This is a genomic window from Pseudomonas sp. BJP69, from assembly GCF_007633355.1.
Lineage (GTDB): Bacteria > Pseudomonadota > Gammaproteobacteria > Pseudomonadales > Pseudomonadaceae > Aquipseudomonas > Aquipseudomonas juntendi.
Genome location: NZ_CP041933.1, coordinates 1832027 through 1857955, shown reverse-complemented (window position 1 = coordinate 1857955; position 25929 = coordinate 1832027). Strand labels below are relative to the sequence as shown.

Here is a 25929-nt window from a genome sequence, read left to right as displayed (position 1 = left end):
ATGCCTACACCGCTGATCCAGCTGAGCGGCATCCGCAAGGCCTATGGCGGCGGCGACAGCCCCACCGTGGAGGTGCTGCGCGGCATCGACCTGAGCATCCATGCCGGGGAATTCATCGCCATCATCGGCACCTCGGGGTCCGGCAAGTCGACCCTGATGAACATTCTCGGCTGCCTGGACCGGCCCAGCGCCGGCCAGTACCGCTTCGCTGGCCAGGACGTGGCCGAGCTCGATGACGACCAACTGGCCTGGCTGCGCCGTGAAGCCTTCGGCTTCGTGTTCCAGGGCTACCACCTCATCCCGTCGGCCTCGGCCCAGGAAAACGTCGAAATGCCGGCCATCTACGCCGGCACCCCCGCCGCCGCGCGCGCCGCACGCGCCCAGGTGTTGCTGCGGCGCCTGGGGCTGGGCGAACGCACCGGCAACCGCCCGCGGCAATTGTCCGGTGGCCAGCAGCAGCGAGTGTCGATTGCCCGTGCGCTGATGAACGGCGGGCACATCATCCTCGCCGACGAGCCCACCGGTGCGCTGGACAGCCACAGCGGCACGGAGGTCATGGCCCTGCTCGACGAGCTGGCGCAGCAAGGCCACGTGGTGATCCTGATCACCCACGATCGCAACGTCGCTGCCCGCGCACAGCGCATCATCGAGGTGCGCGACGGCGCGGTGGTCAGTGACAGCGCCGTCGGCCAGCCGCCCCCTGCAGCCAAACCCGGCGCCCTGCAGGCCGACGCCCTGCGCCAGCGCCTGGCCCACGCCAACCAGGCGCGCAGCCCCTGGCTCGGCGAAACCCGCGACGCCCTGGTGGCCGCCTGGCGGATGATGTGGACCAACCGCACGCGCACCGCCTTGACCCTGCTGGGCATCATCATCGGCGTGGCCTCGGTGGTGGTAATGCTGGCCGTGGGCGAAGGTAGCAAGCGCCAGGTGATGGCGCAGATCGGCGCCTTCGGGTCCAACATCATGTTCATGAACGGCGCCCCGGCCACCCCGCGCGCGCCACCAGGCCATATCCGCCTGAGCGACGTGCAGGCCCTGGCCGAGCTGCCCCAGGTCAAGTCGATCATGGCCGCGACCACCTTGCAGGCCCAGGTACGCTACGGCAACGGCGAGATGACCTCGACCATCGGCGGCTACAGCCCGGCGTTTCCATCGATCCTCAACTGGCCGGTGGCCGAGGGCAGCTTTTTCGACGAAACCGACATGGCCACGGGTGCTGCCGTCGCGGTCATCGGCTCCGAAGTCAAAAAGAAGCTCTTCGCCGACGGCCAGGACCCGATCGGCCGTTACATCCTGGTGGAGAACGTGCCCTTCCAGGTCATCGGCGTGCTGGCCAGCAAAGGTTCCAGCGGCGCCAACCAGCGCAACGACCTGCGCATCGCCATTCCCTATTCGGCTGCGCGCATCCGCCTGTCCGGCGTCGAGTACCCCGAATATGTGATCATCGCCGCCACCGACAGCACCCTGGTGCATGAGGCGGAACAGGCGATCCGCAGCTTGATGACCAGCCTGCACGGTGGCATCCAGGACTTCGAGATCGACAACAGCGCCGCCCTTATTCAGGCCGAAGCACAGACCCGCAACGGCCTGTCGCTGATGCTTGGGGCCATCGCCGCCATCTCGCTGCTGGTGGGCGGTATCGGGGTGATGAACGTGATGCTGATGACCGTGCGCGAGCGCACCCGCGAGATCGGCATCCGCGTGGCCACCGGGGCCCGCCAGCGCGACATCCTGCGCCAGTTCCTCACCGAAGCCGTGGTGCTGTCGCTGGTCGGTGGCGTCACCGGCGTGGCCCTGGCCCTGCTGATCGGGGCAGGCCTGAACCTGGCCAAGGTGGCCGTGGCGTTTTCCGCCCTGGCCATGTTCGGTGCCTTTGCCTGCTCGGTCGCCACCGGTGTGATCTTTGGCTTCATGCCAGCCCGCAAGGCCGCCGGGCTCGACCCGGTGGCCGCCCTGTCCAGTGAATGAACCCATGACCAAAGCCCCGTTTGCCTTGATCCCCCTGCTGGCGCTACTCGGCGCCTGCAGCCAGACCACCCCGGTGGACAACGCGGTTGCCCCACCGCCCGGCTGGCAAAGCCCGGCCGTGCCCCAGGCGCAGGCCGTGGACATCGAGCGCTGGTGGGCGAGCTTCAACAGCCCGCAGCTGGCGCGCCTGATCGACCAGAGCCGGCAAGGCAGCCACGACCTGAAGGCGGCCATGGCCAGGGTGCGCCAGGCCGGCGCCGATGTGCGCATCGCCGGCGGCACACTGCTGCCGCGGCTCGATGCCAGCGCCAACGCCTATCGCCAGCGCCTGCTCAAGGGCCAGGGCTACAGCGAACTGGACGCTTCCAGCAGGGAGCGCACCTACCATTACTTCAACACGGCACTCACGGCCAGCTATGAAGTGGACTTCTGGGGGCGCAACGCGGCCACGCGCGACAGCGCCGGCCACAGCCTGCAGGCCAGCGAATTGGACCGCGACACCCTTGAGCTGAGCCTGGCCGGCCAGGTCGCGGACACCTACCTGGCAGCCCTGGCGGCGCAGGAGCAGACCCGTATCGCCACGTTGAACCTGGGCAATGCGCAGAAAATCCTCGACGTGGTCCGCACCCGCTACCAAGCCGGCTCCGCCACCGCGCTGGAGCTGGCCCGGCAGCAGAGCCTGGTGGCCGGCCAGCAGCGCCAGTTGCCGCTGTACCGGCAGCAGGCCCGCGACGCGCTGATCACCCTGGCCACCTTGCTCGGCGAGCCGGTGCAGAACCTACAGTTGGAGGCACTGCCCTTCGAGCAGCTGCAAGGCCCCGCCATCGATGCCGGCATCCCCAGCCAATTGCTCACGCGCCGCCCCGACATCGCCGCAGCCGAAGCGCGCCTGGCCGCGGCCCAGGCCGACGTGCGCGTGGCCCGCGCGGCCCTGTTCCCCACGCTGACCCTGAGCGCCAGCCTGGCCACCGGCGACCGTCAGGCCGCCGACCTGTTGCGCAACCCGGTGCTCAACCTGGGCGCGGGTTTGACCGCACCGATCTTCAACAACGGCCAATTGCGCGCCGAGCGCGACAAGGCCTTGGCGCGTCACGAAGAACTGCTGGAAACGTACCGCGGGGTGCTGGTCACCAGCTTCGGCGAAGTGGAGAAGGCGCTCAACAGTGTCGACGGCCTGGACCGCCAGGCCCGCTGGCAACAGCAAGCGCTGCAACAGGCGCAGCGCGCCTTCGACCTGGCCGAAAGCCGCTACCGCGCCGGGGCAGAAGACCTGCTCAGCGTGCTGCAGGCGCAAAGCAGCCTGTTCGACGCCCAGGCCGAGCGCGTGCAGCTGCGCAGGGACCGCCTGCAAGCCAGCGTGGCCCTGTACAAGGCCCTGGGCGGCGGCTGGGCGACACAGCAACGGTGAGGCCCGGGCGGTGGCCGCGCCAGCCGCGGCTACAGCCCATCCTTGCGCGGCCCCGGCGCCAGGTACCGGGCGAACCACGGCCGGCTTGGCGGCACACGCTTCATCAGCCGCTCGGCCTCCTGGTCCGGGCTGAAGATCACTTGCAGCGCCAGTTTCATGGTCTCGATGTCCAGCTGGCTGCCACCACCATTGCCTTTGCCCCAGGCACCGCAGCCTTCGCTGGACGGCCCCAGCCACGGCTCGGCCACGCGTACCCAGCGCCCCGGCGCGAACCAGGGAATGCCGTTGACGGTCAAGCGCCGCACTTCCCCTGGGTGTGCCTGTTCATGGGCCAGGAACCAGTCCTCGAGGCGGTCGTCGAGCCAGCCATGGAAGGCCCAGAACACCGGGTTCACATGGGACGAGAACGGGTCGCCGAGAAAATCGTTGCTCGCCCCGAACCAGCGCTCGGAAAAGTCATGGTTGCGCCGCGCATAGGCCATCGGCCAGCCGGTGTTCGGGTCCTGGGCCATGGCCGCCCAGCGCATGTGCAGCCAGTCGTGGATGCCCAGTTCGATGCGCGAGCCCAGCTCCCCCAGGCACAGCGTGCTGAGGTACTCGGGGTCGTGCAGTTGCGCTTCCCACAGCTGGAAGTTGGCGTACAGGCCTTCGCGGCTCTTGATGTAGTACAGCCACTGGTTGAAGTGGTCATCGTCGTCGGCCTGCCAGCAAGGCGGCACGCTGTAGCCGGTGACGTTGTTCATGTAGTCGGCGAACGCCTGCCGGTTCTCGCCCACAAAAGGGCGCGGCGCCGGCAGGCACGGCCACGAACGCAGGTCCTGCACCTGGCGCACGCCATGCAGCATGTGCCGGTGCATGAACAGGAAGTCCTCGCCCGAACCGTTGAGGTGGCGGTCATGGCCACGGGCATTGCGCTCCTTGCCCAGCGGCCCGGCCTGCCAGCCCAGGCCACGCACGGCCTGGCGCCGGGATTCGTCAATGCGGTGCCAGCGGTCACGGGTGGCATGCCAGAGCTGGTGAAAGTAGCGCCAGCCCGGCGAAATCAGTTGCTCGTGCAGCGCCGGAACGAAGGCCAGCCGCTCTCGCGCCGGCACGAAAGGCCGACGACGGGCGACGAAGCGGCCCTGGGGCCCGGAAAACCCCGCCTGGACACCGGCCAGGCGTACCTGGCCGCTGAGGGTGGCACCGCCACCGCCTTGGCTCCAGTCCCCCCAGATCTCATCGAGCACCGCTTCGCAGTCGTAACCCTGGCCGCTCGTCGAGATCAGCTTGAGGCGCAGGTGCGGCAGGCGCTCGGCGGCCAGCGGCGCATACACCTGCATGCCGTCGGCATAGGGCGGCAGGCCCAGGTAGCCGCGCACGGCCCGGGCCCCCTGCCCCACGTCCAGCAGCAGTTCCAGCGGCCGCGCCAGCTCGGGCAGCGCCGCATCGCCCGCCACCAGGTGCCACTCCCAGATACCCGTCAGGCGCTCGCCCAGCAGCGCATTAGGCACATCGTCCACCGGCACCGCCGGTTCGTCGGAGGCCAGCTCCGCCTCCTGGGCTTCGTCCCATTTCTGCCAGGCGAAATAACCCGTGGGCAGCACTGCGCCGGCGGCCACAAGCCCTGCCAGCATTCCTCGGCGTGACACCTTCATCCACTGTACTCATGACGTGACTACTCCAGCGAAAACGAATGGTCACAAAGGCGATTTAGGCGTTTGGTAAATTCTTCCGCCATCGACTCGTATCACCCAACAAGTTCGAACGGCATGGGGCCGTCGTCCAGGCGGGTCGAAATGGCAATGACGAAACACCTCCTTTTCTCGCGCAAGTGGCCGTGGCTGCTGGCCCTGGTCCTGCTGCTGGCCGCTGCGGGCAGCGGCGCCTGGTGGTACTGGGTGTACCTGCCGGCACACCCCTATAGCCGCGCCATCGTGCAGCGCGCCAACGCCCTGCAGGAACGCATCCTGGCGCTGGACGGGCACCTGGACGTTCCCCTGAACTATGGCACCGATGGCCGTGAGGCCAACCGCGACGGCCCAACCCAGTTCGACCTGGTCAAGGCCGGCAAGGCACGCCTGCGCGGCGCCTCGATCGCCATCTGGTCCTGGCCCGAGTTCTGGAGCGGGCCGAACTGGCCGCACCGCCCCACTGCCGGCTTCCAGGCCGCCATGGCCAACGAGCTGGAGGTGCGCTACAAGATCATCACCGGCATCGCCCGCGACTTCCCCAACCAGGCCGGCATCGCCTACACCCCGGCAGACTTCCGCCGCCTGGCCGACGAGGGCAAGTTCGCCATCGTCATCAGCATGCTCAACGCCGCCCCGCTGGGCGACGACGTCGACAAGCTCGACCTGTGGGCCGCGCGCGGCGTGCGGGTGTTCGGCCCCGGCTACGTGGGCAACAACAGCTGGGTGGACTCGGCACGCCCGCTGCCCTTCCTGGGCGATTCGACCGACCCGCTGGGCGGCCTGTCACCGTTGGGCCGCCGCGCCGTGGCCAAGCTCAACGACCTGGGCGTGGTGATCGACGTATCGCAGATGTCCAGCCAGGCCCTGACCCAGGTCACCCAGCTCAGCCACGCCCCGGTGATCGCCTCGCACACGGGTGTGCAGGGCATGATGGACATCCGCCGCAACCTCAGCGACGCCGACCTGGCCCACATCAAGGCCACCGGCGGCCTGGTCAACATCGTCGCCTACTCCAAGTACCTCAAGCCGTTCTCGCGCGAAACCATCGCCCGGATGAACGCCCTGCGCGAACGCTACGGTCTGCCCGACGTGCAGAACCAGACGCAGATGGGCACCACCACGGACCCGGTGTTCTCGATCTGGCCAGAGAAGAAGTTCGGCGAATTCCTCACCCCCTTCTACGACATCCTCGGCCAGGAACCCGAGGCCACCCTGGCCGAGTACGTCGATTCCATCGACTACGCGGTGAAGAAGATCGGCATCGACCACGTCGGCATCAGCTCGGACTTCAACGACGGCGGCGGCGTGATCGGTTACCAGAACGTCGGCGAAAGCCGCAACGTCACCGCCGAGCTGATCCAGCGCGGCTATTCCGACGAAGACATCGCCAAGCTCTGGGGCGGCAACTTCCTGCGTGTGTGGGACACCGTCCAGAGGGCCGCCAAGCCGGCCAACACGCCTGTCACTCAACTACAAGGACACCCATGAAACGCCTTGACCTGCTGCTCGCCCTAGGATGCCTTTCGCTGTCGGCGCATGCGCTGGCCGCCGACCCGACCGAACCCGGCAAAGTCTTCACCGACTGCAAAAAGAACTGCCCGGAAATGGTCGTGCTGCCCGCCGGCAGCTTCGTCATGGGTACCCCCGATGACGAAGTCGGCAAGCAGGACGACGAAAATCCCCTGCACACGGTGACCTTCGCCCGCCCCTTCGCGGTCAGCCGCTTCACCATCACCGCCGCGCAGTGGCAAGCCTATGCCAAGGCCACCAAGACCGTGCTGCCCGATGGTGACCTGCGCCCCGGCCGCCTGTGCCAGAACGGCAAGCCCCGCTATGCCCAGGGCCCGCGCCAACCGGCCGTGTGCATGACCTGGTTCGAGGCCCGCGACTACATCGCCTGGCTGGCCAAGACCACCGGCAAGCCCTACCGCATGCTCAGCGAAGCGGAACGCGAATACGCCGCCCGTGCCGGCTCCACGGGCTCGTTCCCTTTCCCGTTCGACAAGGAAGGCGAGTACACCATCAGCAAGCACGCCAACGTCTACGGCCCGGCCGACGGCTTCTCGTTCACCTCGCCGGTCGGCAGCTTCCCGCCCAACGCCTTCGGCATGTACGACATGCACGGCAACGTCTACGAATGGCTGGAAGACTGCTGGCACACCGACTATGTCGGCGCACCCACCGATGGCAGCGCCTGGACCACCGGCGGCAACTGCGGGCATCGGCAGATCCGCGGCAACGACTATAGCGAGCCGGCGATTTTCTCGCGCTCCGGCAACCGCAACGAACGCGAACCTCAGGTGCGCGGTGACTGGCTGGGCTTTCGCGTAGCCCGCGACCTGGACGTTGACCACCAGGACTGACCCGAGGAGCAACCCCATGAGTGCTTTGAGCCGACGACGCTTCGTCACCACCGCTGCGCTGGCCAGTGCCGCCCCCGCCTTGCCTGCCTGGGCCGCGCAACTGCCTGCCGGCCCCGTGCCGGACCCGGTCTTTGGCGACGACATCGTGCGCCTGGACTACAACGAAAGCCCGTACGGCCCGAGCCCTTTGGCGGTCAAGGCCCTGGAACAGGGCGGCCGCCAGAGCGGGCGTTACTATTACGAACAACAGGTCCGCCTGATCGAACTGTTCGCCCGGCAGAACGGCATCCCCGAGGATCACGTGGCGGTGTTCTGCGGCTCGCGCCCCCCCCTGCAATACGCGCTGGCCCAATACGCAGGCCCGCGCAGCGTGGTCACCGCCGCGCCGACCTACGACTCGGTGGCGGCCGGCGCCAGCAGCGTCGGCGCCGCCGTGCACGAGGTGCCCCTCGATGCCCGCCACGCCCACGATGCACGCGCCATGCTGGCCGCCGACCGCAATGCCGGGGTGATCTACCTGTGCAACCCCAACAACCCCACGGGCACCCTGACCCCACGCGCCGACATCGAGCAGGTGGTCACGCACAAGCCCGCCGGCTGCCTGGCAATCATCGACGAGGCCTATATCCACTTCAGCGATGCCCCGCCCTGCCTGGACCTGGCCGTGCAGCACGACGACGTGATGGTCCTGCGCACCTTCTCAAAGCTGTATGGCATGGCCGGCGCACGCCTGGGCCTGGCCATCGCCAGGCCTGCCGTGCTGACCGCGCTGCAGCGCTTCAACGGGCGCAATTTCATTTCCCTGGCAGCCTCCCTGGGCGGCATCGCCAGCCTGGAGCAGGCCGACCTGGTCAGCGAACGCAAACGCACCAACCAGCAGATCCTGCACAGCACCACCGAGCACCTGCGCGCCGCCGGCTACCGCTGCACGGACGCCCAGGCGAACTGCTTCATGGTGCAGCTCGGGCGCCCTGCGCAACCGGTCATCGAAGCCCTGGCCCGGCGCAAGGTCCGGGTCGGGCGAGTGTTCCAGGCATGGCCCGACTGGATGCGCGTGACCGTGGGTACACCGCAGCAGATGCAGGCGTTTCTGGCGGCCTTCGAGCAGGTCATGACCGCGGCCTGACGCCTGATCCGACACTTATGCACGCTAACCAGCGTTTGATGCGTCACAAGGAGTACACCATGTCACCGCAACCTAAAAGCGCGCTACGGGAGTTGTTCACCCTGCTGCGCCCGTTCAAATACACCGTACTGGGTTCCGTGCTGCTGGGCGTGGTCGGTGGCTTGAGCATCACCGTCCTGCTGGCGACCATCAACCGCGCGCTGCATGCCCAGGGCGGCCTGGGCCAGGGGGTGGTGTGGCTATTTGCCGGGCTGTGCCTGGTAGCGCTGGCCAGCTCGATCTTCTCCGACCTTGGCACCAACCGCGTCGGCCAGTCGATCATCGCCTCGCTGCGCAAGGAACTGGGCGAGAAGGTGCTGTCTGCGCCCATCGAGCAGATCGAGCGTTACCGCAGTCACCGCCTGATACCGGTACTGACCCATGACGTGGACACCATCAGCGACTTCGCCTTCGCCTTCGCCCCCCTGGCCATATCCATGACCGTTACCCTGGGCTGCCTGGGCTACCTCGCCTTGCTGTCATGGCCGATGTTCCTGCTGATGCTGGTGGCCATCGCCCTGGGCACAGGCGCCCAGTATCTGGCCCGGGCCAAAGGCATGAAAGGCTTCCTGGCCGCGCGCGATGCCGAGGACGAGCTGCAGAAGCACTACCACGCCATCGCCGCCGGCGCCAAGGAGCTGCGCATCCACCGGCCACGCCGCCAGCGCATGTTCAGCAGCCACATCCAGGGCACCGCCGACCGCATCCGCGACACCCAGATCCGCTCGATCAACACCTTCGTCGTGGCCAAGAGCTTCGGCTCCATGCTGTTCTTCGCGGTGATCGGCGTGGCGCTGGTGCTGCAGTCGCTGTGGCCGGCCGCGGACGCCTCGGTGATGAGTGGCTTCGTGCTGGTGCTGTTGTACATGAAGGGCCCGCTGGAGCACCTGGTCGGCACCCTGCCGATCGTCAGCCGGGCACAGATCGCCTTCCGCCGCATCGCCGAGCTGTCCGAGCAGTTTTCCTCGCCCGAGCCGCACCTGCTGCTGCAGGACCGCAAGAGCCAGATGACCGGCCTCGCCACCCTGGAACTGCGCGACGTGCGCTACGCATTCCCACCGGTTGAAGGCAGCGCACCGTTCGCCCTGGGCCCGGTGAACCTGGAAATCAAACAGGGCGACATCGTCTTTATCGTCGGTGAGAACGGCTGCGGCAAGACCACCCTGATCAAGCTGCTGCTGGGGCTGTATGCGCCGCAGCAAGGGGAGATCCGCGTCGACGGCCAGGCCATCGACGCGCAGCACCGCGACGACTATCGTCAGCTGTTCACCACCATCTTCGCCGACTACTACCTGTTCGAAGACCCGGCCATGGGCCCACAGCAGGTCCCCGACAGCGCCCAGACCTACCTCAAGCGCCTGGAGATCGCGCACAAGGTGAGCGTGCGCGACGGCGTGTTCAGCACCACCGACCTGTCCACCGGGCAACGCAAGCGCCTGGCGCTGATCAATGCCTGGCTGGAGGAGCGCCCGGTGCTGGTGTTCGATGAATGGGCCGCAGACCAGGACCCGACGTTCCGCCGGGTGTTCTACACCGAGCTGCTGCCGGAGCTCAAGAAGCTGGGCAAGACCATCATCGTCATCAGCCACGACGACCGATACTTCGATGTCGCCGACCAGCTGGTGCGCATGCAAGCCGGCCAGGTGCTCTGCGAGCTGAACGTTGCCTGAGTGAACCAACGCACCGCCGGCAGCCCTGCGCTGCCGGCGGTCACGCTTCAGGCCTGCTGCCGCAACCAGTCGGCGGCAGCCTGGTACAGCCCCTCCACCCCGCCATTGAGGACCCCGGACATCCGCAGGAAGTCGTGGGTCAACCCTTCCTCCAGCCGCAACGTCACCGGCGTGCCGCCACGCTTTAGAAACTCGGCATAGGCCAGCCCTTCATCGCGCAACGGGTCGTACTGCGCCACGCTGACGTAAGCGGGGGCCAATGGCCGCCCATGGTCGGCCAGCAACGGCGACACCCGCCAGTCGTCACGCCTGCCCGCTTCGCCCAGGTAGTGCTGGTAGAACCAGCCCATCGTCTGGTGCTCCAGCAGGTACCCCTCGGCGTAGGCACGGCTTGATTCATAGGTCACCGAGGCATCGCAGACCGGGTAGAACAGCATCTGCGCCGCCAGGGCGAAACCGGCGTCAGGGCCTTGCGTGGCCGCGGTGTGTGCCAGCAAGGTAGCCAGGGTGGCGCCGGCGCTGTCCCCCGCCACCACCAGGCGCGACGCGTCCAGGCCCAGCGACGCTGCATTGGCCGCCAGCCAGCAGGCGCTGTCGAGGGCATCGTCCAGCGCCACCGGAAAGCGATGCTCAGGGGCCAGGCGGTAGGCCGGGGCCAGCACGGCATGCCCCGTAGCTTGCGCCAGGCGACGGCAGACCACGTCGTGGGAGTCGAGGCTGCCGACCACGTAACCGCCACCATGGAAGTACAGCATCACCGGGCCCTGGGCCTTGCAGGCCGGTGCGCGGTAGAGCCGGGCTGACAGCCGCGCGCCGTCGCGCGCGGGAATGTGCAGCGCGGTGACCGCGATATCCTGCGGCGGGGCCGGGTCCAGCAACAGGGCGCTCAGCTCGAATTCCGCGCGCGCCTGTTCGACGCTCTGCTCATGCATGGGCAGGCTTTTACCGGTAGCCCTGCCGAACTCCACCAGTTCCAGAAACGCTTCCAGATCGGGATGCAGCGACATCTTGGTTCTCCTTGAAAAGAACTTCATAGCGGTGAAAAACAAAACCCCCACGCAGCGACGCCGGGTGGGGGCACAGTCGGATCAATGGGCCCGCGCAGCCAGGGCAGCGCCCGGGGGCAGCTGCCCTGTGCGCGCCTCGGTCAGGCGGACACCTTGCGCGCCAGTGCGCCGCCCAGCCCCGCCAGCAAGCTCGGGTGCCTGAGGATGCCGTAATGGTCACTGTCCAGAGCAAACCGGGCCACCTGGACCGCCACGTGCCGTTCGAAGCCGGCCTGCGCCGCGCCAGGCACGGCGTGCGCCCACCAGAAACTCACCGGGCCAGCCAGTTTCGGCAAGGCCAGGGCCTGCAATGACAAGTCGCGCAGGCGCAACCCGACAATGAACCCCTGGGCCAGGTCCTCGGCATCGAAGCCGGTGCCGCCGGCAATGCCGCTGGCGAAGTAGGCGGTGAGCTGTGGCAACGAAGGCAAGGCTGTCGCCTCGAAGTTCGAGGGCAGCGAACCCGCTGGCTGGGCGACGTTCATCACCTGGCAGAAGCCGGCCAGTTCCTCGCGCCAGTCGAAGGCCTCGGCTGACGCCTGCTGTGCAGGTTCCAGCGGGATGAAGCTGTCCACCAGCGAGACGTGCTCGACAACCTGCCCTTGCTGGCGCAGCTCGGCCGCCACCAGCACCGCCAGTACCCCACCCAGCGACCAACCGAGCAAACGGTACGGGCCGTCGGGCTGCTTCTGACGAATGTACTGGGCATAGTCGATGGCCATGCTCGCCAAAGATTCGTCCTGCCAGTCCGGGTCCAGCAGCATGCGGCACTGCACGCCGTAGACACTGCACTCGCCCTTCAGGTGGCGGGCCAGGGGTTCGTAGTCGAACACCGTGCCGTAGCCTGCATGCAGGCAGAACAGCGGTGGCACGTCGCTCACCGGGTCGTTGAGCAACAGCAGCGGGTCGAGTTCACCCGCCGCCGGCTCGCTGTAACCGGACAGCTCGGCAATCGTCGGCCGGCTCATCAGGTCGCGCAGCTTGAGCTCGAACCCTTCGCGCTGCAGGCTGCGCACCCGCGAGATCACCTTGAGGCTGCGCAGCGAGTCGCCGCCGCGTTCGAAGAAGTTGTCCGTCACCCCCACCCGTTCGACGCCCAGCACATCGGCCCAGATCTGCGCCAGCTGCTCCTCGAACAGGTTGCGCGGTGCCACATATAGCGCTTCAGGTTCACTGCAGCCCGGATCAGGCAGCGCCTTGCGGTCGACCTTGCCGTTCGGGTTGAGCGGCAGGGCATCCAGCAGCAGGATGCGGGCGGGCACCATGTAGTCGGGCAGTACCGCACGCAGCTGCTCGCGCAGCGCCTCGCCGATGTCCGGGCTGGCGGCGGTGCTGGTCACGTAGCCGACCAGGCGCTTGTCGGAACCCTCCCCTTGCACGCTCACCACCGCATCGCGCACGCTTTCGCAATCGCGCAGGCGCGCCTCGATTTCGCCAAGCTCGATACGGAAACCGCGGATCTTCACCTGTTGGTCCAGGCGGCCCAGGTAATCGTATATCCCATCGGCGCGTCGGCGCACCAAGTCACCACTGCGGTACAGTCGCCCGCCGGCCTGGAACGGGCTGGCCACGAAGCGCTCGGCGGTAAGCCCGGGGCGTTGGTGATAACCGCGGGCCAGGCCCTCGCCACCGATGTACAGCTCACCGGCCACGCCATCTGGCAGCAGGTTCAGCTGATCGTCCAGCACATACAGCTCACGGGCGCCCACGGCTTCGCCGATCGGCGCGATAGGGCCGCCGCAAGGCTGATCGCCAGCGACCTTCCACAGCAGCGGCGTTACCACGGTTTCGGTTGGGCCATAGCCGTTGGTCAGGTAACGCGGCTGCAAGCTGGCCTTGACTTGCTCGAAGGTGGCCTGGGCCACCGCGTCGCCGCCGAAGCAGTAGGTGTGTACCGCAGGTGGCGCCACCGTTTCCAGGGCGGCCTGCTCGGCCAGTTGCTGCAGGTAGGCCGGCGGGAAGCAGGCAATGCTGATCGCCTGCTCGCGCAGGGTGCGCAGGGTCTGCTCGGCGGTCCACAGCTGGTTGTCACGCATCACCAGCCGCCCACCGGCCAGCAGCGTCGACAGCCAACGCTCCTGGGCACCGTCGAAGGCGAACGACATGAACAGCAGCTCGCGGGTGTCGCGGTCCATGCCGTAACGGGCGATGATCGCCTGGCAGTGCATGCTCAACGGGCCATGGCTCACCGCCACGCCCTTGGGCTGGCCGGTGGAGCCCGAGGTGTAGATCATGTAGGCCAGGTTGTGCGCCTGCACCGGTACTTGCAGCGCGCGGGCAGGCTGCGCCGCCAGGTCCAGTTCGTCCAGCGCCAGGCACTCGGAGCCGGGCGTCACCGGCAGGCTTGGCAACAGCGCAGAGTGGCTCAGGAGCAGGGCCATGCCCGAATCCTGAATGATCCATTCCAGGCGCTCGCGGGGGTAGTCGATGTCCAGCGGCACGTAGGCCGCACCGGCCTTGAGCACGGCATAGAACGCCACGATGCTCTGCACCGACCGTTCCAGGGCCACGCCCACCCGGCTCTCAGGCCCGATGCCCCGGGCCACCAGCACCTGCGCCAGCTGGTTGGCACGGCGCTCCAGGGCATCGAAGCTCAGCTGCTGCCCGCCACACACCACAGCGATGGCATCGCCCCGGCGCTGGGCCTGGGCCGCGATCAGCTCGGCGACCGACGTGCGCTGCGGCGTCGCGGGCGCAACGTCTGGCGTTGCCGCGGCGCACATGGGCAGGTTGCCCAGGCAGGCCTCGGGGTTGGCCAGGATGGCGTCAAGCAGGGTTTCGAAGGAGGCGACGATGTTCGCCACCACCGGCTCGCTGAAGCGGCTGCGCAGGTAGAGGAACTCGATGCTCAAAGTGTTGCCCAGGTTCACCGCCAGGTCCATGGCGTAGTTGGTCACATCCCGCGACTGCACCTCGCCGAAGCTCAGGGGGCCACCCACGCCTTGCTGCAGGCGGTCGTCGATCGGGTAGTTCTCGAACACCACGATGCTGTCGAACAGCGGCAGGCCGCTGCGGCCGCTCCAGCGCTGGATATCGGCCAGCGAGGTGTGCTCGAAGTCACGGGCCTCCAGGTTGTAGGTCTGCAGCGCCTGCAACCACTGCGCCACCGGCTGGGTGGCGAGCGGGCGCTGGATGACCGGGATGGTGTTGATGAACAGGCCCAGCAGCTTGTCGGCACCGGCCACGTCGGCGGGCCGGCCTGCAACGGTTGCACCGAAGCACACCCGCGCCTGCCCGGTGTAGCGCTGCAACAGCAAAAGCCACACAGCCTGGATCAGGGTGTTGGGGGTGACCCGCTGGCGTTGGGCGAAGTCTTGCAGGCCCTGGGTGCGTGCCTGGTCCCACTTCAGGTACAGCGCGGCATGCCCGGGCAGCGGCGTTTCTGGCTGTGGCAGAACGCTGGCGAGCAAGGTCGCGGCACCCTCGCCGTCCAGTTTTTCCTCCCAGAAGCGCTGGGCGGCCTGCAAGTCCTGGCGCTGCAACCAGTCGATATAGTCGCGGTAGCGGCAGGCCTGGGGCTCGGGGGCGTGGCCGGCGTAACTGGCCAGCACGTCGGCGATCAGCCGCGAGGCGCTCCAACCGTCCATCAGCAGGTGGTGGCTGGTCCAGATCAGGTGGTGGCGATCCGCCAGGCGGATCAAGGTCAGGCGCATCAGCGGCGCCTGGGCCAGGTCGAAGCCGCGACGCCGATCCTCCAGCACCTGCTGCGCCAGGTCATCCTCGCTCACCGCCCTGGTCGACCAGTCCAGCAGGCGGATGTCCAGCTGCGCCTGGCGCTGCACCAGTTGCACCGGCTCCGCCAGCGACGCGCCTTGGTGGAAGCTGGTGCGCAGTATCGGGTGATGGGCGACCACCTGTTGCCAGGCGGCGACGAAGCGCTCGGCCTCAAGCCCGGTGACAGGCACGCTGGTCTGGTTGATGTACAGGTCCGCCTGGTCGTCTTCGCTGGCGTGGAACAGCATGCCTTGCTGCATGGGCGACAGCGGGTAGATGTCCTCGATGTGCGCGGCCGGGACCGGCAGGTTGTCCAGTTGCGCCTGGTCGAGGCCCGACAGCGGCACGTCCGATGGCGTGATACCCGCCGCCTCGCCGCTGACGCAATGGGCGATCAGGGCCTTGAGCTCGGCGGCGTATTCATCCGCCAGGCGCTGCACCGACGCCGGCTTGAACATCTCGCGGCTGAAGCTCCAGCCCAAGCTCAGCTCGCCACCGTAGACCCGGCCATTGATCGACAGCCAGTTACCCAGCGGGGCTGCTTCGCTCAGGCTGGCACCGCTGCTTTCCACCGCCGGCGTCAGCAGCCCGGCGCCGGAGGCTTCGGCGAAGCTGCCGTCGAACTGCCCCAGGTAGTTGAACGTGATGCGCGGCACCGGCAAGGCGGCCAGCGCCTCACGGGCCGGCTGATCGGCCAGGTAGCGCAACGCACCAAAGCCGACCCCCTTGTCGGGGATTGCCCGCAGCTGTTCCTTGATGCGCTTGAGCGACTGCGCCAGCGACGGCGCCGGGCTGAGCTTGACCGGGAACAGGCTGGTGAACCAACCCACGGTACGGGTCAGGTCGACATTGTCGAACAGGTCTTCGCGGCCATGCCCCTCCAACTGCACCAGCACGTGCTCCTGCTCGGTCCAGCGTGCTATCACCCGGGCCAGGGCGGTCAGCAGCAGGTCGTTGACCTGGGTGCGATAGGCCGCCGGCGCGTGTTGCAACAGGGCACGGGTGTCTTCGGCGCCCAGGCGGGTATGGGCAACTGCCTGGTGTACCCCTTGCAGCGAGCCTGACGGGTTGTCGCACGGCAGGTCGGCCTGCACATCGGTCAACAGGGCCTGCCAGTACGGCAACTGCTCGCGGCCGCTGCCCTGGGCGTAACCGCGCAGGCTTTCGGCCCAGGCACGGGTGGAGCTGGTCTTGGCCGGCAGGCTGACTGGCTGCCCTGCGCGCAATTGGCCATAGGCGTTCTGCAGGTCTTCCAGGAGGATGCGCCAGGACACCCCGTCCACCGCCAAGTGGTGAATCGCCAGCAACAGCCGTTGGTCGCCGTCGGGCAAGGTGGCGAATACTGCGCGCAGCAACGGCCCCTGGGCCAGGTCAAGGCTGCGCTGGGCGCGCTCGCACACGGCCTCCAGGGCCGGAACATCGGCCACGGCCTCGTGCCAGAAGCACGAAGGCTGCTGCGCAACCTCCCGATACCGGCCCGCCCAACGGCCGTCATCGGCCTGGGCGAAGCTCAGGCGCAGGGCATCGTGGTGGGCGATCAGGGCCAGCAGCGCCTGTTCCAGCAATTGCCCGTCCAGCGCCTCGACCGGGCGCAACAGCAACGCCTGGTTCCAGTGATGCCGCGCGGGAATCGGCTCATCGAAGAAGTAGTGGTGAATCGGCAGCAGCACGGCCTGGCCGGTGACCGGGCCCTGGTCGATCTGCACGTCGCCCGCTGCGCCCTGGGTGGCCACGGCGGCCAGCCCCTGCACGGTCTGGTGCTGGAACAACTGCTTGGGGGTGATGCGGATACCGGCCTGACGCGCCCGGCTGACCACCTGGATCGAGATGATCGAGTCGCCGCCCAGTTCGAAGAAGTTGTCTGCCAGGCCGACCTGGTCCAGTTTCAGCACATCGGCCCAGATCGCCGCGATCTGCTGTTGCAGGGGCGTTTCAGGGGCGACGAAGGTTTGCCGCACCTGGTTGGCATCGGGTGCCGGCAGTGCCTTGCGGTCGAGCTTGCCGTTGGCGGTGAGTGGCCAGGCGGCCAGGAACACCTGGTGCGCCGGGACCATGTGGTCCGGCAGGCTCGCCAGCAGATAGTCACGCAATTCGCCGCGCAAGGCATGCTGCGCAGCCAGGTCCAGCGCCTGCGCCTGATCGGCGATCAGGTAGGCCACCAGCTGCTTGCCGGCAGCGCCGTCGACGTCCAGCACCACCGCCTCCGCGACCCGAGGGTGAGCCTGCAGGCGTGCTTCGATTTCACCCAGCTCGATGCGGAAACCGCGGATCTTCACTTGGTGGTCGATACGGCCCACGTAGTCGATGCTGCCCTCGGCCCGGTAGCGTGCCAGGTCGCCGGTGCGGTACAGCCGGCCACCGCCCTGGGGGCTGGTGTCGAACGGGTCGGGGATGAAGCGTTCGGCCGTCAGCGCCGGGCGCTGGTGGTAGCCACGCGCGAGCCCTGCCTGCCCAATGTGCAGCTCGCCCTGGCTGCCGGCCACAGCCAGCTCCAGGTTGGCGTCCAGCAGGTACCAGGACAGGTCGGGGATGACCTCGCCGATGGGGCTGAGCCCTTCGCGGTGCACATCGGCCAGGCACAGCGGGCGGTAGCTGACGTGCACCGTGGTCTCGGTGATGCCGTACATGTTGACCAACTGCGGGCGCTGGTCGCCAAAACGCTCGAACCAGGGCCTGAGGCTGGCGACGTTCAGCGCCTCGCCGCCGAACACCACGTAGCGCAAGGCCAGGGCCGCCGGGTCCTGGTTCGGCTGGCAGGCGATGGCCACCAGCTCCTTGAACGCCGAGGGCGTCTGGTTGAGCACGGTGACCTGTTCGCGCACCAGCAGGGCGTGGAAGTCTTCCGGCGAGCGGGCCACGTCGCGCGGGACGATGACCGCCCGGGCGCCATGCAGCAGCGCGCCAAACACTTCCCACACGGAGAAGTCGAAGGCGTAGGAGTGGAAGACGCTCCAGACGTCCTCGGCAGTGAAGCCGAACCAGTCCTGGGTGGCCTGGAACAGGCGCATCACGTTGGCATGCGGCAGTAGCGTACCCTTGGGCCTGCCAGTGGAGCCCGAGGTATAGATCACATACGCCAGGTTCTGCGGCGAGGTCTGGTTGCCAAGGTCAGGCTGGTCATCGCCCGGTGCCGGCTCGTCCTGCTCCAGCACCAGGCTCTGCACACCGGGGGCCAGGGGCAATTGCGCCAGCAATTCGGGCTGGGTCAGCAACAGGGTGATGCCACTGTCCTCGATCATGTAGGCCAGGCGGTCCTGCGGGTATTCCGGGTCCAGCGGCACATAGGCGCCCCCGGCCTTGAGGATCCCCAGTAGCCCGACCACCATGTCCAGGCTGCGGGCCATGGCCAGGCCCACGCGCACGTCGGCGCCAACGCCAAGGTGGCGCAGCCGGCGCGCCAGGCGGTTGGCGCGCTGGTTAAGTTGCCGGTAGGTCAGGTGCCGACCTTCGCAGGTCACGGCCACGGCCTGCGGCGCACGCGCAGCTTGGGCCTCGATGGCCTGGTGCACGCACAGCTCGACCGGGTGCTGAACCGGTGCCGGGTTCCAGGCCTGGATCACCTGCTGGCGGCTGTAGGCATCGAGCAGCGGCAAGTCGGCGATGCGCGCTTCAGGTTGCTCGACGATGCCATGCAGCAGCACCCGCCAGTTGTCGGCCAGGGCCTGCACCGTCTGCCGGTCGAACAGCGCAGTGGCGTAGCTCAGCGAAGCGCCCAGGCCATCGGCGTGCTCGAAGGTGTTCAAGGTCAGGTCGAACTGCGCGCTGTGGCGCTCCCAGGACAGTCGCTGCAAGCTCAGGCCCGGCAGTTCGCGGGTCTCGCCACGCACCTGGGTCTGGTGGTTGAGCATCACTTGGAACAACGGGCTGTGGCTGAGGCTGCGTTCCGGCTGCAGGGCATCCACCAGTTGCTCGAACGGCAGGTCCTGATGGGCCTGCGCCGCCAGGGCGGTATCCCTGACCTGCCCCAGCAGCGCCTTGAACGACAGCTGCGGATCACAATCCGCGCGCAGCACCTGGGTGTTGACGAAGAAGCCGATCAGCCGCTCGATCTGCGCCCGGTTACGGTTGGCGATCGGCACGCCGACGCGAATGTCGCGCTGCCCGGTATAACGGTGCAGCAGCGCCTGGAAGCTGGCCAGCAGGACCATGAACAGGGTTGCATTGTGCTGCTTGGCCAATTGCTTGAGCGCCACGGCCAGCCCGTCGTCGAGGACGATGTCGTGGTTGGCCCCGGCCAGGCTCTGCACCGCCGGGCGCGGGCGGTCGGTGGGCAGTTCCAGCACCGGCTGGTCGCCGCCCAGCTGTTGCTGCCAGTAGGCCAGCTGGCGTTGCTGCTCACCCGCCTGCATCCACTGGCGCTGCCAGGCCGCGTAGTCGGCGTACTGTACCGCCAGCGCCGGCAAGGCCACTGGCTGGCCGCTGCACAGGCCGGCATAGTGCTGTTCGAGCTCTTCCACCAGGATCGGCATCGACCAGCCATCGGTGACGATGTGGTGCAGGGTGAGGACCAGCACGTGGTCGTCATCGGCCAGGCGCAGCAGTTTCACGCGCAGCAGCGGGCCTTGCGCCAGGTCGAAGGGGCGCTGTGTTTCCGCTTCGATCAGGCCCTGGAGCCAGGCTTGCAGCGCATCGCCGGCAGGCGCGGTGACGGGCTCGGCCTGGAGGCAGAACGCCTGGTGCGGATGAATCACCTGCACCGCCTGGCCATCCTCGACCCGGAAGGTGGTGCGCAAGGTTTCGTGACGCAGCGTCAGCGCCTCGAAACTGCGGCCCAGGGCGCTGACGTTCAGTTGCCCGCGCAGGCGCAGCGCCGCGGGGATGTTGTAGGCACTGCTGTCGGGGTCCAGTTGCCACAGGAACCACTGGCGATGCTGGGCGTAGGATAGGCTCAGCGGCTGGCTGCGGTCCACGGCTACGATGGGCGGCGCACCGTCGTCACTGCCCTGCCCGGCCAGCGCCGCGAAATCGGCCAGCACCGGCGTCTCGAACAAGGCGCGCAACGGCAGGTCGAGGCCCAGGGCCTGGCGCAGGCGCGAGATCACCTGGGTCGCCAGCAGCGAATGCCCACCCAGCTCGAAGAAATTGTCGTGTCGCCCCACACGCTCGAGCTTCAGCACCTGAGCCCAGAGCCTGGCGATCTGTTGCTCATGGTCACCCTCGGGCGCCACGTAGCCGGCCCCGAAGCTGGCCTCTGGTTGGGGCAGTGCCTTGCGGTCCAGCTTGCCATTGACGGTCAGGGGCAGCGCCTGCAGGAACATCAGGTGCGCAGGCACCATGTGCTCCGGCAGCAGCCCGCGCAGGTAGTCGCGCAGCTGGCTGCGCAGGGTGTCCTGTTGCGCAGCGCTGACCGCGTGCTGGTCGCCGATCAGCAGGTAGGCGACCAGTTGCTTGCCACCCGGCCCGTCCCGGTCGAGCACCACCGCCTTGGCGATGGCGTGATGATCTTGCAGCCGGGCTTCGATCTCGCCCAGCTCGATGCGAAAACCGCGAATCTTCACCTGGTGATCGATGCGGCCCCGGTAGTCGATAATGCCATCGGTGCGATAACCGGCAAGATCGCCCGTACGGTACAGGCGCCCACCACCCGCGGGGCTGTCATCGAAGGGGTCGGGCACGAAGCGCTCGGCCGTCAGCCCCGGGCGCCCATGATAACCACGGGCCAGGCCGGCACGGCCGACATGCAGTTCCCCCTGGCACCCCGGTGCGACCAGGTTGAAGTCGCGGTCCAGCAAGTACCAGGAGAGGTCCTCGATGACCGTGCCGATCGGGCTTGCGCCTTGCAACGCCAGGTCGGCGCGGCTCAGCGGGCGATAGGTGACATGCACCGTGGTCTCGGTGATGCCATACATGTTGATCAATTGTGGCTGGCGGTCGCCAAAACGCTCGAACCAAGGCTTGAGGCTGGCGACGTCCAGGGCCTCGCCGCCGAACACCACGTAGCGCAGCGCCAGGGCCTGGTCGGCATTGGCCGCCGCGCAGGCGACCGGGATCAGCTGGCCGAACGCCGACGGTGTCTGGTTGAGCACGGTCACCCGTTCGCGCACCAGCAAGGCATGGAAGTCCGCGGCCGAGCGCGCCACCTCCCGCGCCACGATCACCGCGGTGGCGCCATGCAGCAAGGCACCGAACAGCTCCCACACGGAGAAGTCGAAGGCGTAGGAGTGGAACACGCTCCACACATCGTGCTCGTCAAACCGGAAATCCGCCTGGGTCGCCTGGAACAGCCGGGCCACGTTGCGGTGCGCCAGCAAGGTGCCCTTGGGCTTGCCGGTGGAGCCCGAGGTGTAGATGACGTACGCCAGGTTGTCGGGGTCGGTGGTATTGGCAGGGTTGCTGTCAGGGTAATCGTTCAGCAGCGCCGGCTGGTCGAGCTCGATGCAGCTCACGCCTTCGACCTCGGGCAACTGGCCACGCGACTGGCTGTGGGTCACCAGCAAAGCGATGGCACTGTCGGCCAGCATGTAGGCCAGCCGCTCGGCCGGGTACTCGGGGTCCATTGGCACGTAGGCGCCACCTGCCTTCAGGATCGCCAGCAGGCCGACCACCATGTCCACGCCCCGCTCCAACGCGACCCCCACCCGCACGTCAGGCCCTACACCCGCTGCCCGCAGCAGGTGCGCCAGGCGGTTGGCCCGTCGGTTGAGCTCGTCATAGGTCACCCGCTGCTCGCCCGCCACCACGGCGATAGCCTGCGGCACCCTGGCCGCTTGCGCCTCGATGGCCACATGCAGGCATGGCGCGGCCGGGTATTCGGTGAGCGCCGGGTTCCACTGGGCGATGACCCGATGCTGCTCGTCGGGCGCCAGCAGCGCGAGCTCCGCGAGGGGCCGCTCGGGTGCCTCGGCCAGCCCTGCCAGCAGGTGCAGCCAATGCCGCCCAAGGCGCTCGATGGTTGCGCCGGTGAACTGACCTGCGTCGTACTCCAACACCGCGCTCATGGCCTCGGGGGCGTAGTCGACATCCAGCGACAGGGCGAACTTGGCCTGCTGCGGGCCGGTCGCGAGGAAATCGACGGCCACCTCCCCCAGGCGCAGCGCTGCCGGCCGGTCGCCATCCACCCGCCAGTTGAACAAGGTCTCGAACGTGGCGCCAGCCTGCCCCTGCTGCTCAAGCAGCTCGATCGGCCAGTCGGCGTGCTCCAGCAACGCCAGGGAATGAAGCCGGATACCCTGCAGGAACGCCTGCCCCGTGGTTGCGCCGTCAACCTGCACGCGATACAGCTGGGCGTTGACGAAGTAACCGACCAGGTCCTGGATCTGTGCGCGGTTGCGCGCAGCATTGGGCACGCCGACGCAGAAATCGGCCTGGCCACTGTAGCGCGCCAGCAGCAGCTGCCAGGCGCCCAGCACGAAGGCGAACGGCGTCAGCCCGAGGCGCTCGCACTGGGTGTGCAGGCGGGCCATCAGCGCCGCGGGCACGCTTACCCGGTGCAGCGCCGCAATGCCAGACTGCGCGGCATGGGGCGCGCGATCGACCGGCAAGCTCAGTGGGGCGATGTCCCCTGCCAGGTAGTCTTTCCAGTAGGCCTGGGCCCGCTCGTATTCCACTGTGCCGGGGTATACGTGGCGTTGCCAGTGGGCGTAGTCCGCATATTGCACCGGCAAGGCCGGCAAGGGCGTGGTGTCGCCTTGCAGGGCCTGGGTGTAGGCCAGGGTCAGGTCACGCAGCAGGATCGGGTTGGACCAGGCGTCGGAGACGATGTGGTGCATGTTCAGGAACAGCACATGCTCCTGCGGGCCAAGCTCGAACAGCACGCAACGCAGCAGCGGCGCCTGCCCCAGGTCGAACGGTTGCAGGGTCAGCGCTTGCAGGCGCGCGGCCAGCAGCTGCCGGCGCTCGGCACCGTCCGCCGCGGCCAGGCGTTCGACCTGCAGCAGCGGGCGCGTCGCGTTGTCCACCACTTGCATGGGCTGGCCATCGACCGCTTCGAAGCCGGTGCGCAGGATCTCGTGGCGTGCCACCACCTGCTGCAGCGCCGCCTCCAGCACCGCCACTTGCAAGGGGCCGACAAGGTGCAGCGCGCGCGCCAGGTGGTAGGCAGAACTGCTCGGGTCCAGTTGCTGCAGCACCCACAGACGCTGCTGGGCGAACGAAGCCTGACACGTGAATGGCCGCCCCATGGGGCAAATGACGCCGGGATCGTCGCTGTCGTCAGCCATCAACAGCGCCAGCAGGTCATCGTCGGTCAAGGGGGTGGAAGACATCAGTGTCGGCCTCGTGTCGAAGGGTGCGGGAAGTGCGTCGTCCTCAGTTGACGAAAGGCTTGCGGCGAAATTTACACGGCTGGGCGGCCCGCAGCGGGCGCCCTGGCGGCCTGCCCGGCGAAACGAAACCGGCCGGTCCCTGGGCAGGGATCGGCCGGTTTCAGGTGCCTGTCGGCAGGTGCTGGCGGGCTTAGAACTCGCCGCGCAGGGTCAGCATGTAGTTGCGAGGGTCGCCGTAGAAGTTGCCGTTCGCCGCACTGGAGACCGTCTGATAGTAGGTCTTGTCGAACAGGTTGTTGGCGTTGAGCGACACCGTCCAGTGGTCATCCACGCGGTAGCGCACCAGGGCATTCCAGACGGCGTAGCCGCTTTGCTTGTAATCGAACGGAATGTTCGACTCGACCACATTGCCATTGCCGTCCACGCGCACGGTGGTACCGCTGACGTAAGTGGCGCTCTGGACATCGACGCCACCGCCGACGGTCCAGTCCTTGAACGCGTCAGGTAGCTGGTAGGTGGTCCACACCTTGAACTGATGCTTGGGCGTGATGGTGCTCAAGGCCGTGCTGTCGGTTTCGTTCTTGTTGTAGTTGTACACGTAGCTGGCCATCAGGTTCCAATCCGGGAGGATCTCGCCCGTCGCTTCCAGCTCGATGCCCTTGCTGACGACCTCGCCCTGGTTCACGTAGCAGCAGCTGCCGCCATACAGCACCGACGCCTGCGGGTAGTTGGTGTCTTGCACCGCGCCGTTCTTGCGCTTGGTGTAGAACACCGCCAGGCTGGTATTCAGGCGGCCGTCGAACAGCTCGCCCTTGATGCCCAGCTCGGTGGTCTTGCCCTCGAGCGGCTCGAGCACATCGTTGCTGCCCAACGGCCCGCGCAGGTAGCTCTGCTGCGGCTTGTAGATCTTCGAGTAGCTGCCGTACAGCGACCATTGATCGTCGAGGTCATAGATGGCGCCGAAGTACGGCACGAAGCGCGTCGGTTCGCGCATGTCGATGTCGCTCTGCACCACGCCTGCGTTGGTGTAGACCTGCTGGAAGTGGTAACGGGCCGCGCGCCCACCGAGGATGACCTTGAGCGGGTCGCTCACCTGCAGGGTCAGGCGCCCGTACAGGCCGTACTGCTCCTGGGTGTTGGGGCTGTAGTCGCGCGGGGTCACTAGCGAGGTGGTGGTCGGCTTCCAGTAGCCTGGGTCGAACACGTCGATCGGCACGCCGGTGCCGGTAAACACCCCCGAGCCCTGCCAGCGGCTGGTGACGCGCTGGTAGTCGGCGCCCAGCACGAACTGGTGCTCACGGCCAAAGGCGTCGAAGCTGCCGGACAGGTTGCTGTCGACCAGGTCCTGGCTGGTGGAATAAACGTTGTAGCTGGCCCGCCAGACTGGCCCCGCCAGGGTCACCGGGTTGACCGCGTTGCCCGACACCGCCGCCAGCGCCTTGCCGGCGTCACGGGTATTGGTGTACGAGACGTTCAGCTTCCAGTCGTTGTCGAAGTAGTGGTCGATCTTGGTGAAAATTTCCTGGGAGATATTGTCCATGTAGGACCAGTTCTGCCCCAGGTTGGTGTGCCGCGCCAGGCCGATGTCGGCACCGGTGGTGTAGCGCGGCAAGCCCAGCGACGAGTTGGAGTGGGTGCTTTCGTACATGCCGCCCAGGGTGAAGATGGTCTGCGGGCCGAGGTCGACCTCGAACACCCCGTAGACCGTGGGCTTCTGCGTGGCCAGTTTGTCGGTGAAGTACTGGCGGTCGTTGTAGGCCGTGACCAGCCGGCCACGCACGTTGCCGCTGTCGGTCAGCGGGCCGGTCAGGTCGACCTGGGTGCGGTAGTTGTCCCACGAACCGGCGGCGGCCTCGAGCTTGAGCTGGAAGTCCGACAGCGGGCGCTTGCGCACCAGGTTGATGACGCCACCCGGGTCGCCGACGCCGCCGAACAGTGCGCCCGAACCGCGCAGCACCTCGACATGGTCGAATTCAGCCAGGTTGTACAGGCGGCGCGAATAGAAGCTGGTGGCCACCGACGACAACGCCATGGGCGCGGCACCGTCGATCTGGATGCTGTCGATGTTAAAGCCGCGCGAGTAGAACTCGTAGGTGTCGCTGGTGGTTTTCTGCACCGTGACGCCCGGGGCCATTTTCAGCGCGTCCTGCAGGCTGGTGATACTGCGGTCTTCGATCAGCTGGCTGGACAGCACCGACACCGACTGTGGCGTGTCGCGCAGGCTGGTCGGCGTCTTGGAACCGACGCTTACCGCACCGGTGGTGTACGAGCCACTGTTCTCGGTCATTTCGCCCATGCCCTGGCTGGTGATGGCCGTGGACTGCAGGGTGATGCCGTTGGTGCTGCTGGTGGCCGGCAGCAGGATCACCGCGCCGTTCTCGATCTGGAAGTTGTAGCCGGTGCCGTCGAGCAGCATGTGCAGGGCGGTTTCCGATTCCATGTTGCCAGACACGCGCGACGATTGCGCATCGCCGATCATCTCGGGCGAGAACAGGATCTGCAGGCCGGTCTGCTCGCCGAACGCGCGCAGGGCGCTGCCCAGTGGCTGTTTCGGAATATCGACCTTCACCTCTTTGGCGTAGGCCGCGTTCCCCAAGGCCAGCAGCACCGCCGATACCGACAGGCAAAGCATGCTCTTTTGCAGTGCAGACGCCTTGCGTCGCCCTTGCCGTACTACGGAACCCATTGTAATCCCCTTGCTGTGATGATTTTTTCTAA

Annotated in this window: 10 protein-coding genes; 6 read left to right on the top strand and 4 right to left on the bottom strand. The window is 67.4% G+C overall.

The window, feature by feature from the left end:
- A complete protein-coding gene (locus FPB55_RS08515) occupies positions 1–1968 on the top strand; it encodes a MacB family efflux pump subunit (RefSeq protein WP_009684732.1) in 1968 nt (655 codons plus the stop codon).
- Between the two features lie 4 nt (positions 1969–1972).
- On the top strand, positions 1973–3376 hold the full coding sequence (locus tag FPB55_RS08510; RefSeq protein ID WP_047150162.1) for an efflux transporter outer membrane subunit: 1404 nt from the start codon (positions 1973–1975) through the stop codon (positions 3374–3376).
- Between the two features lie 29 nt (positions 3377–3405).
- Here FPB55_RS08510 and FPB55_RS08505 read toward each other — a convergent pair whose 3' ends face one another.
- Positions 3406–5013, bottom strand: coding sequence for a hypothetical protein (locus tag FPB55_RS08505; protein WP_029886520.1), 1608 nt, complete (start codon positions 5011–5013; stop codon positions 3406–3408).
- Positions 5014–5160: 147 nt separating this feature from the next.
- Here FPB55_RS08505 and FPB55_RS08500 point away from each other — a divergent pair, with 147 nt between their 5' ends.
- Genes FPB55_RS08500 through FPB55_RS08485 form a run of 4 tightly spaced genes read left to right on the top strand, consistent with a single transcriptional unit; the run spans position 5161 to position 10247 of the window.
- The gene (locus FPB55_RS08500) at positions 5161–6537 is read left to right on the top strand and encodes a dipeptidase (protein WP_175442614.1); all 1377 of its coding nucleotides are present in this window, start codon (positions 5161–5163) and stop codon (positions 6535–6537) included.
- Positions 6534–7412 (top strand): formylglycine-generating enzyme family protein, encoded by an 879-nt coding sequence (locus FPB55_RS08495; RefSeq protein ID WP_009684738.1) that lies wholly within the window; start codon positions 6534–6536, stop codon positions 7410–7412. Before FPB55_RS08500 ends, FPB55_RS08495 begins: the two co-directional genes overlap by 4 nt.
- 16 nt (positions 7413–7428) lie before the next feature.
- Positions 7429–8538: a pyridoxal phosphate-dependent aminotransferase gene (locus tag FPB55_RS08490; protein WP_047150163.1), complete on the top strand. Its 1110-nt coding sequence runs from the start codon at positions 7429–7431 to the stop codon at positions 8536–8538.
- 59 nt (positions 8539–8597) lie between these two features.
- Positions 8598–10247, top strand: a complete 1650-nt coding sequence (locus FPB55_RS08485; protein WP_029886517.1) for a cyclic peptide export ABC transporter — start codon at positions 8598–8600, stop codon at positions 10245–10247.
- Between the two features lie 47 nt (positions 10248–10294).
- Here the strand turns inward: FPB55_RS08485 and FPB55_RS08480 are convergent, their stop codons facing one another.
- From FPB55_RS08480 to FPB55_RS08470, 3 genes are all read right to left on the bottom strand, one after another.
- The gene (locus FPB55_RS08480; protein WP_029886516.1) at positions 10295–11254 is read right to left on the bottom strand and encodes an alpha/beta hydrolase; all 960 of its coding nucleotides are present in this window, start codon (positions 11252–11254) and stop codon (positions 10295–10297) included.
- Positions 11255–11394: 140 nt separating this feature from the next.
- Positions 11395–23211: a non-ribosomal peptide synthetase gene (locus FPB55_RS08475; RefSeq protein ID WP_144187969.1), complete on the bottom strand. Its 11817-nt coding sequence runs from the start codon at positions 23209–23211 to the stop codon at positions 11395–11397.
- 190 nt (positions 23212–23401) lie between these two features.
- Positions 23402–25897, bottom strand: coding sequence for a TonB-dependent receptor (locus FPB55_RS08470; protein ID WP_047150165.1), 2496 nt, complete (start codon positions 25895–25897; stop codon positions 23402–23404).
- Positions 25898–25929 lie beyond the last annotated feature (32 nt).

Excerpts from the sequence above, each read along its gene's own strand:
- FPB55_RS08515 (WP_009684732.1), top strand. The coding sequence starts at position 1 with ATGCCTACACCGCTGATCCAGCTGAGCGGCATCCGCAAGGCCTATGGC.
- FPB55_RS08510 (WP_047150162.1), top strand. The coding sequence starts at position 1,973 with ATGACCAAAGCCCCGTTTGCCTTGATCCCCCTGCTGGCGCTACTCGGC.
- FPB55_RS08505 (WP_029886520.1), bottom strand. The coding sequence starts at position 5,013 with ATGAAGGTGTCACGCCGAGGAATGCTGGCAGGGCTTGTGGCCGCCGGC.
- FPB55_RS08500 (WP_175442614.1), top strand. The coding sequence starts at position 5,161 with ATGACGAAACACCTCCTTTTCTCGCGCAAGTGGCCGTGGCTGCTGGCC.
- FPB55_RS08495 (WP_009684738.1), top strand. The coding sequence starts at position 6,534 with ATGAAACGCCTTGACCTGCTGCTCGCCCTAGGATGCCTTTCGCTGTCG.
- FPB55_RS08490 (WP_047150163.1), top strand. The coding sequence starts at position 7,429 with ATGAGTGCTTTGAGCCGACGACGCTTCGTCACCACCGCTGCGCTGGCC.
- FPB55_RS08485 (WP_029886517.1), top strand. The coding sequence starts at position 8,598 with ATGTCACCGCAACCTAAAAGCGCGCTACGGGAGTTGTTCACCCTGCTG.
- FPB55_RS08480 (WP_029886516.1), bottom strand. The coding sequence starts at position 11,254 with ATGTCGCTGCATCCCGATCTGGAAGCGTTTCTGGAACTGGTGGAGTTC.
- FPB55_RS08475 (WP_144187969.1), bottom strand. The coding sequence starts at position 23,211 with ATGTCTTCCACCCCCTTGACCGACGATGACCTGCTGGCGCTGTTGATG.
- FPB55_RS08470 (WP_047150165.1), bottom strand. The coding sequence starts at position 25,897 with ATGGGTTCCGTAGTACGGCAAGGGCGACGCAAGGCGTCTGCACTGCAA.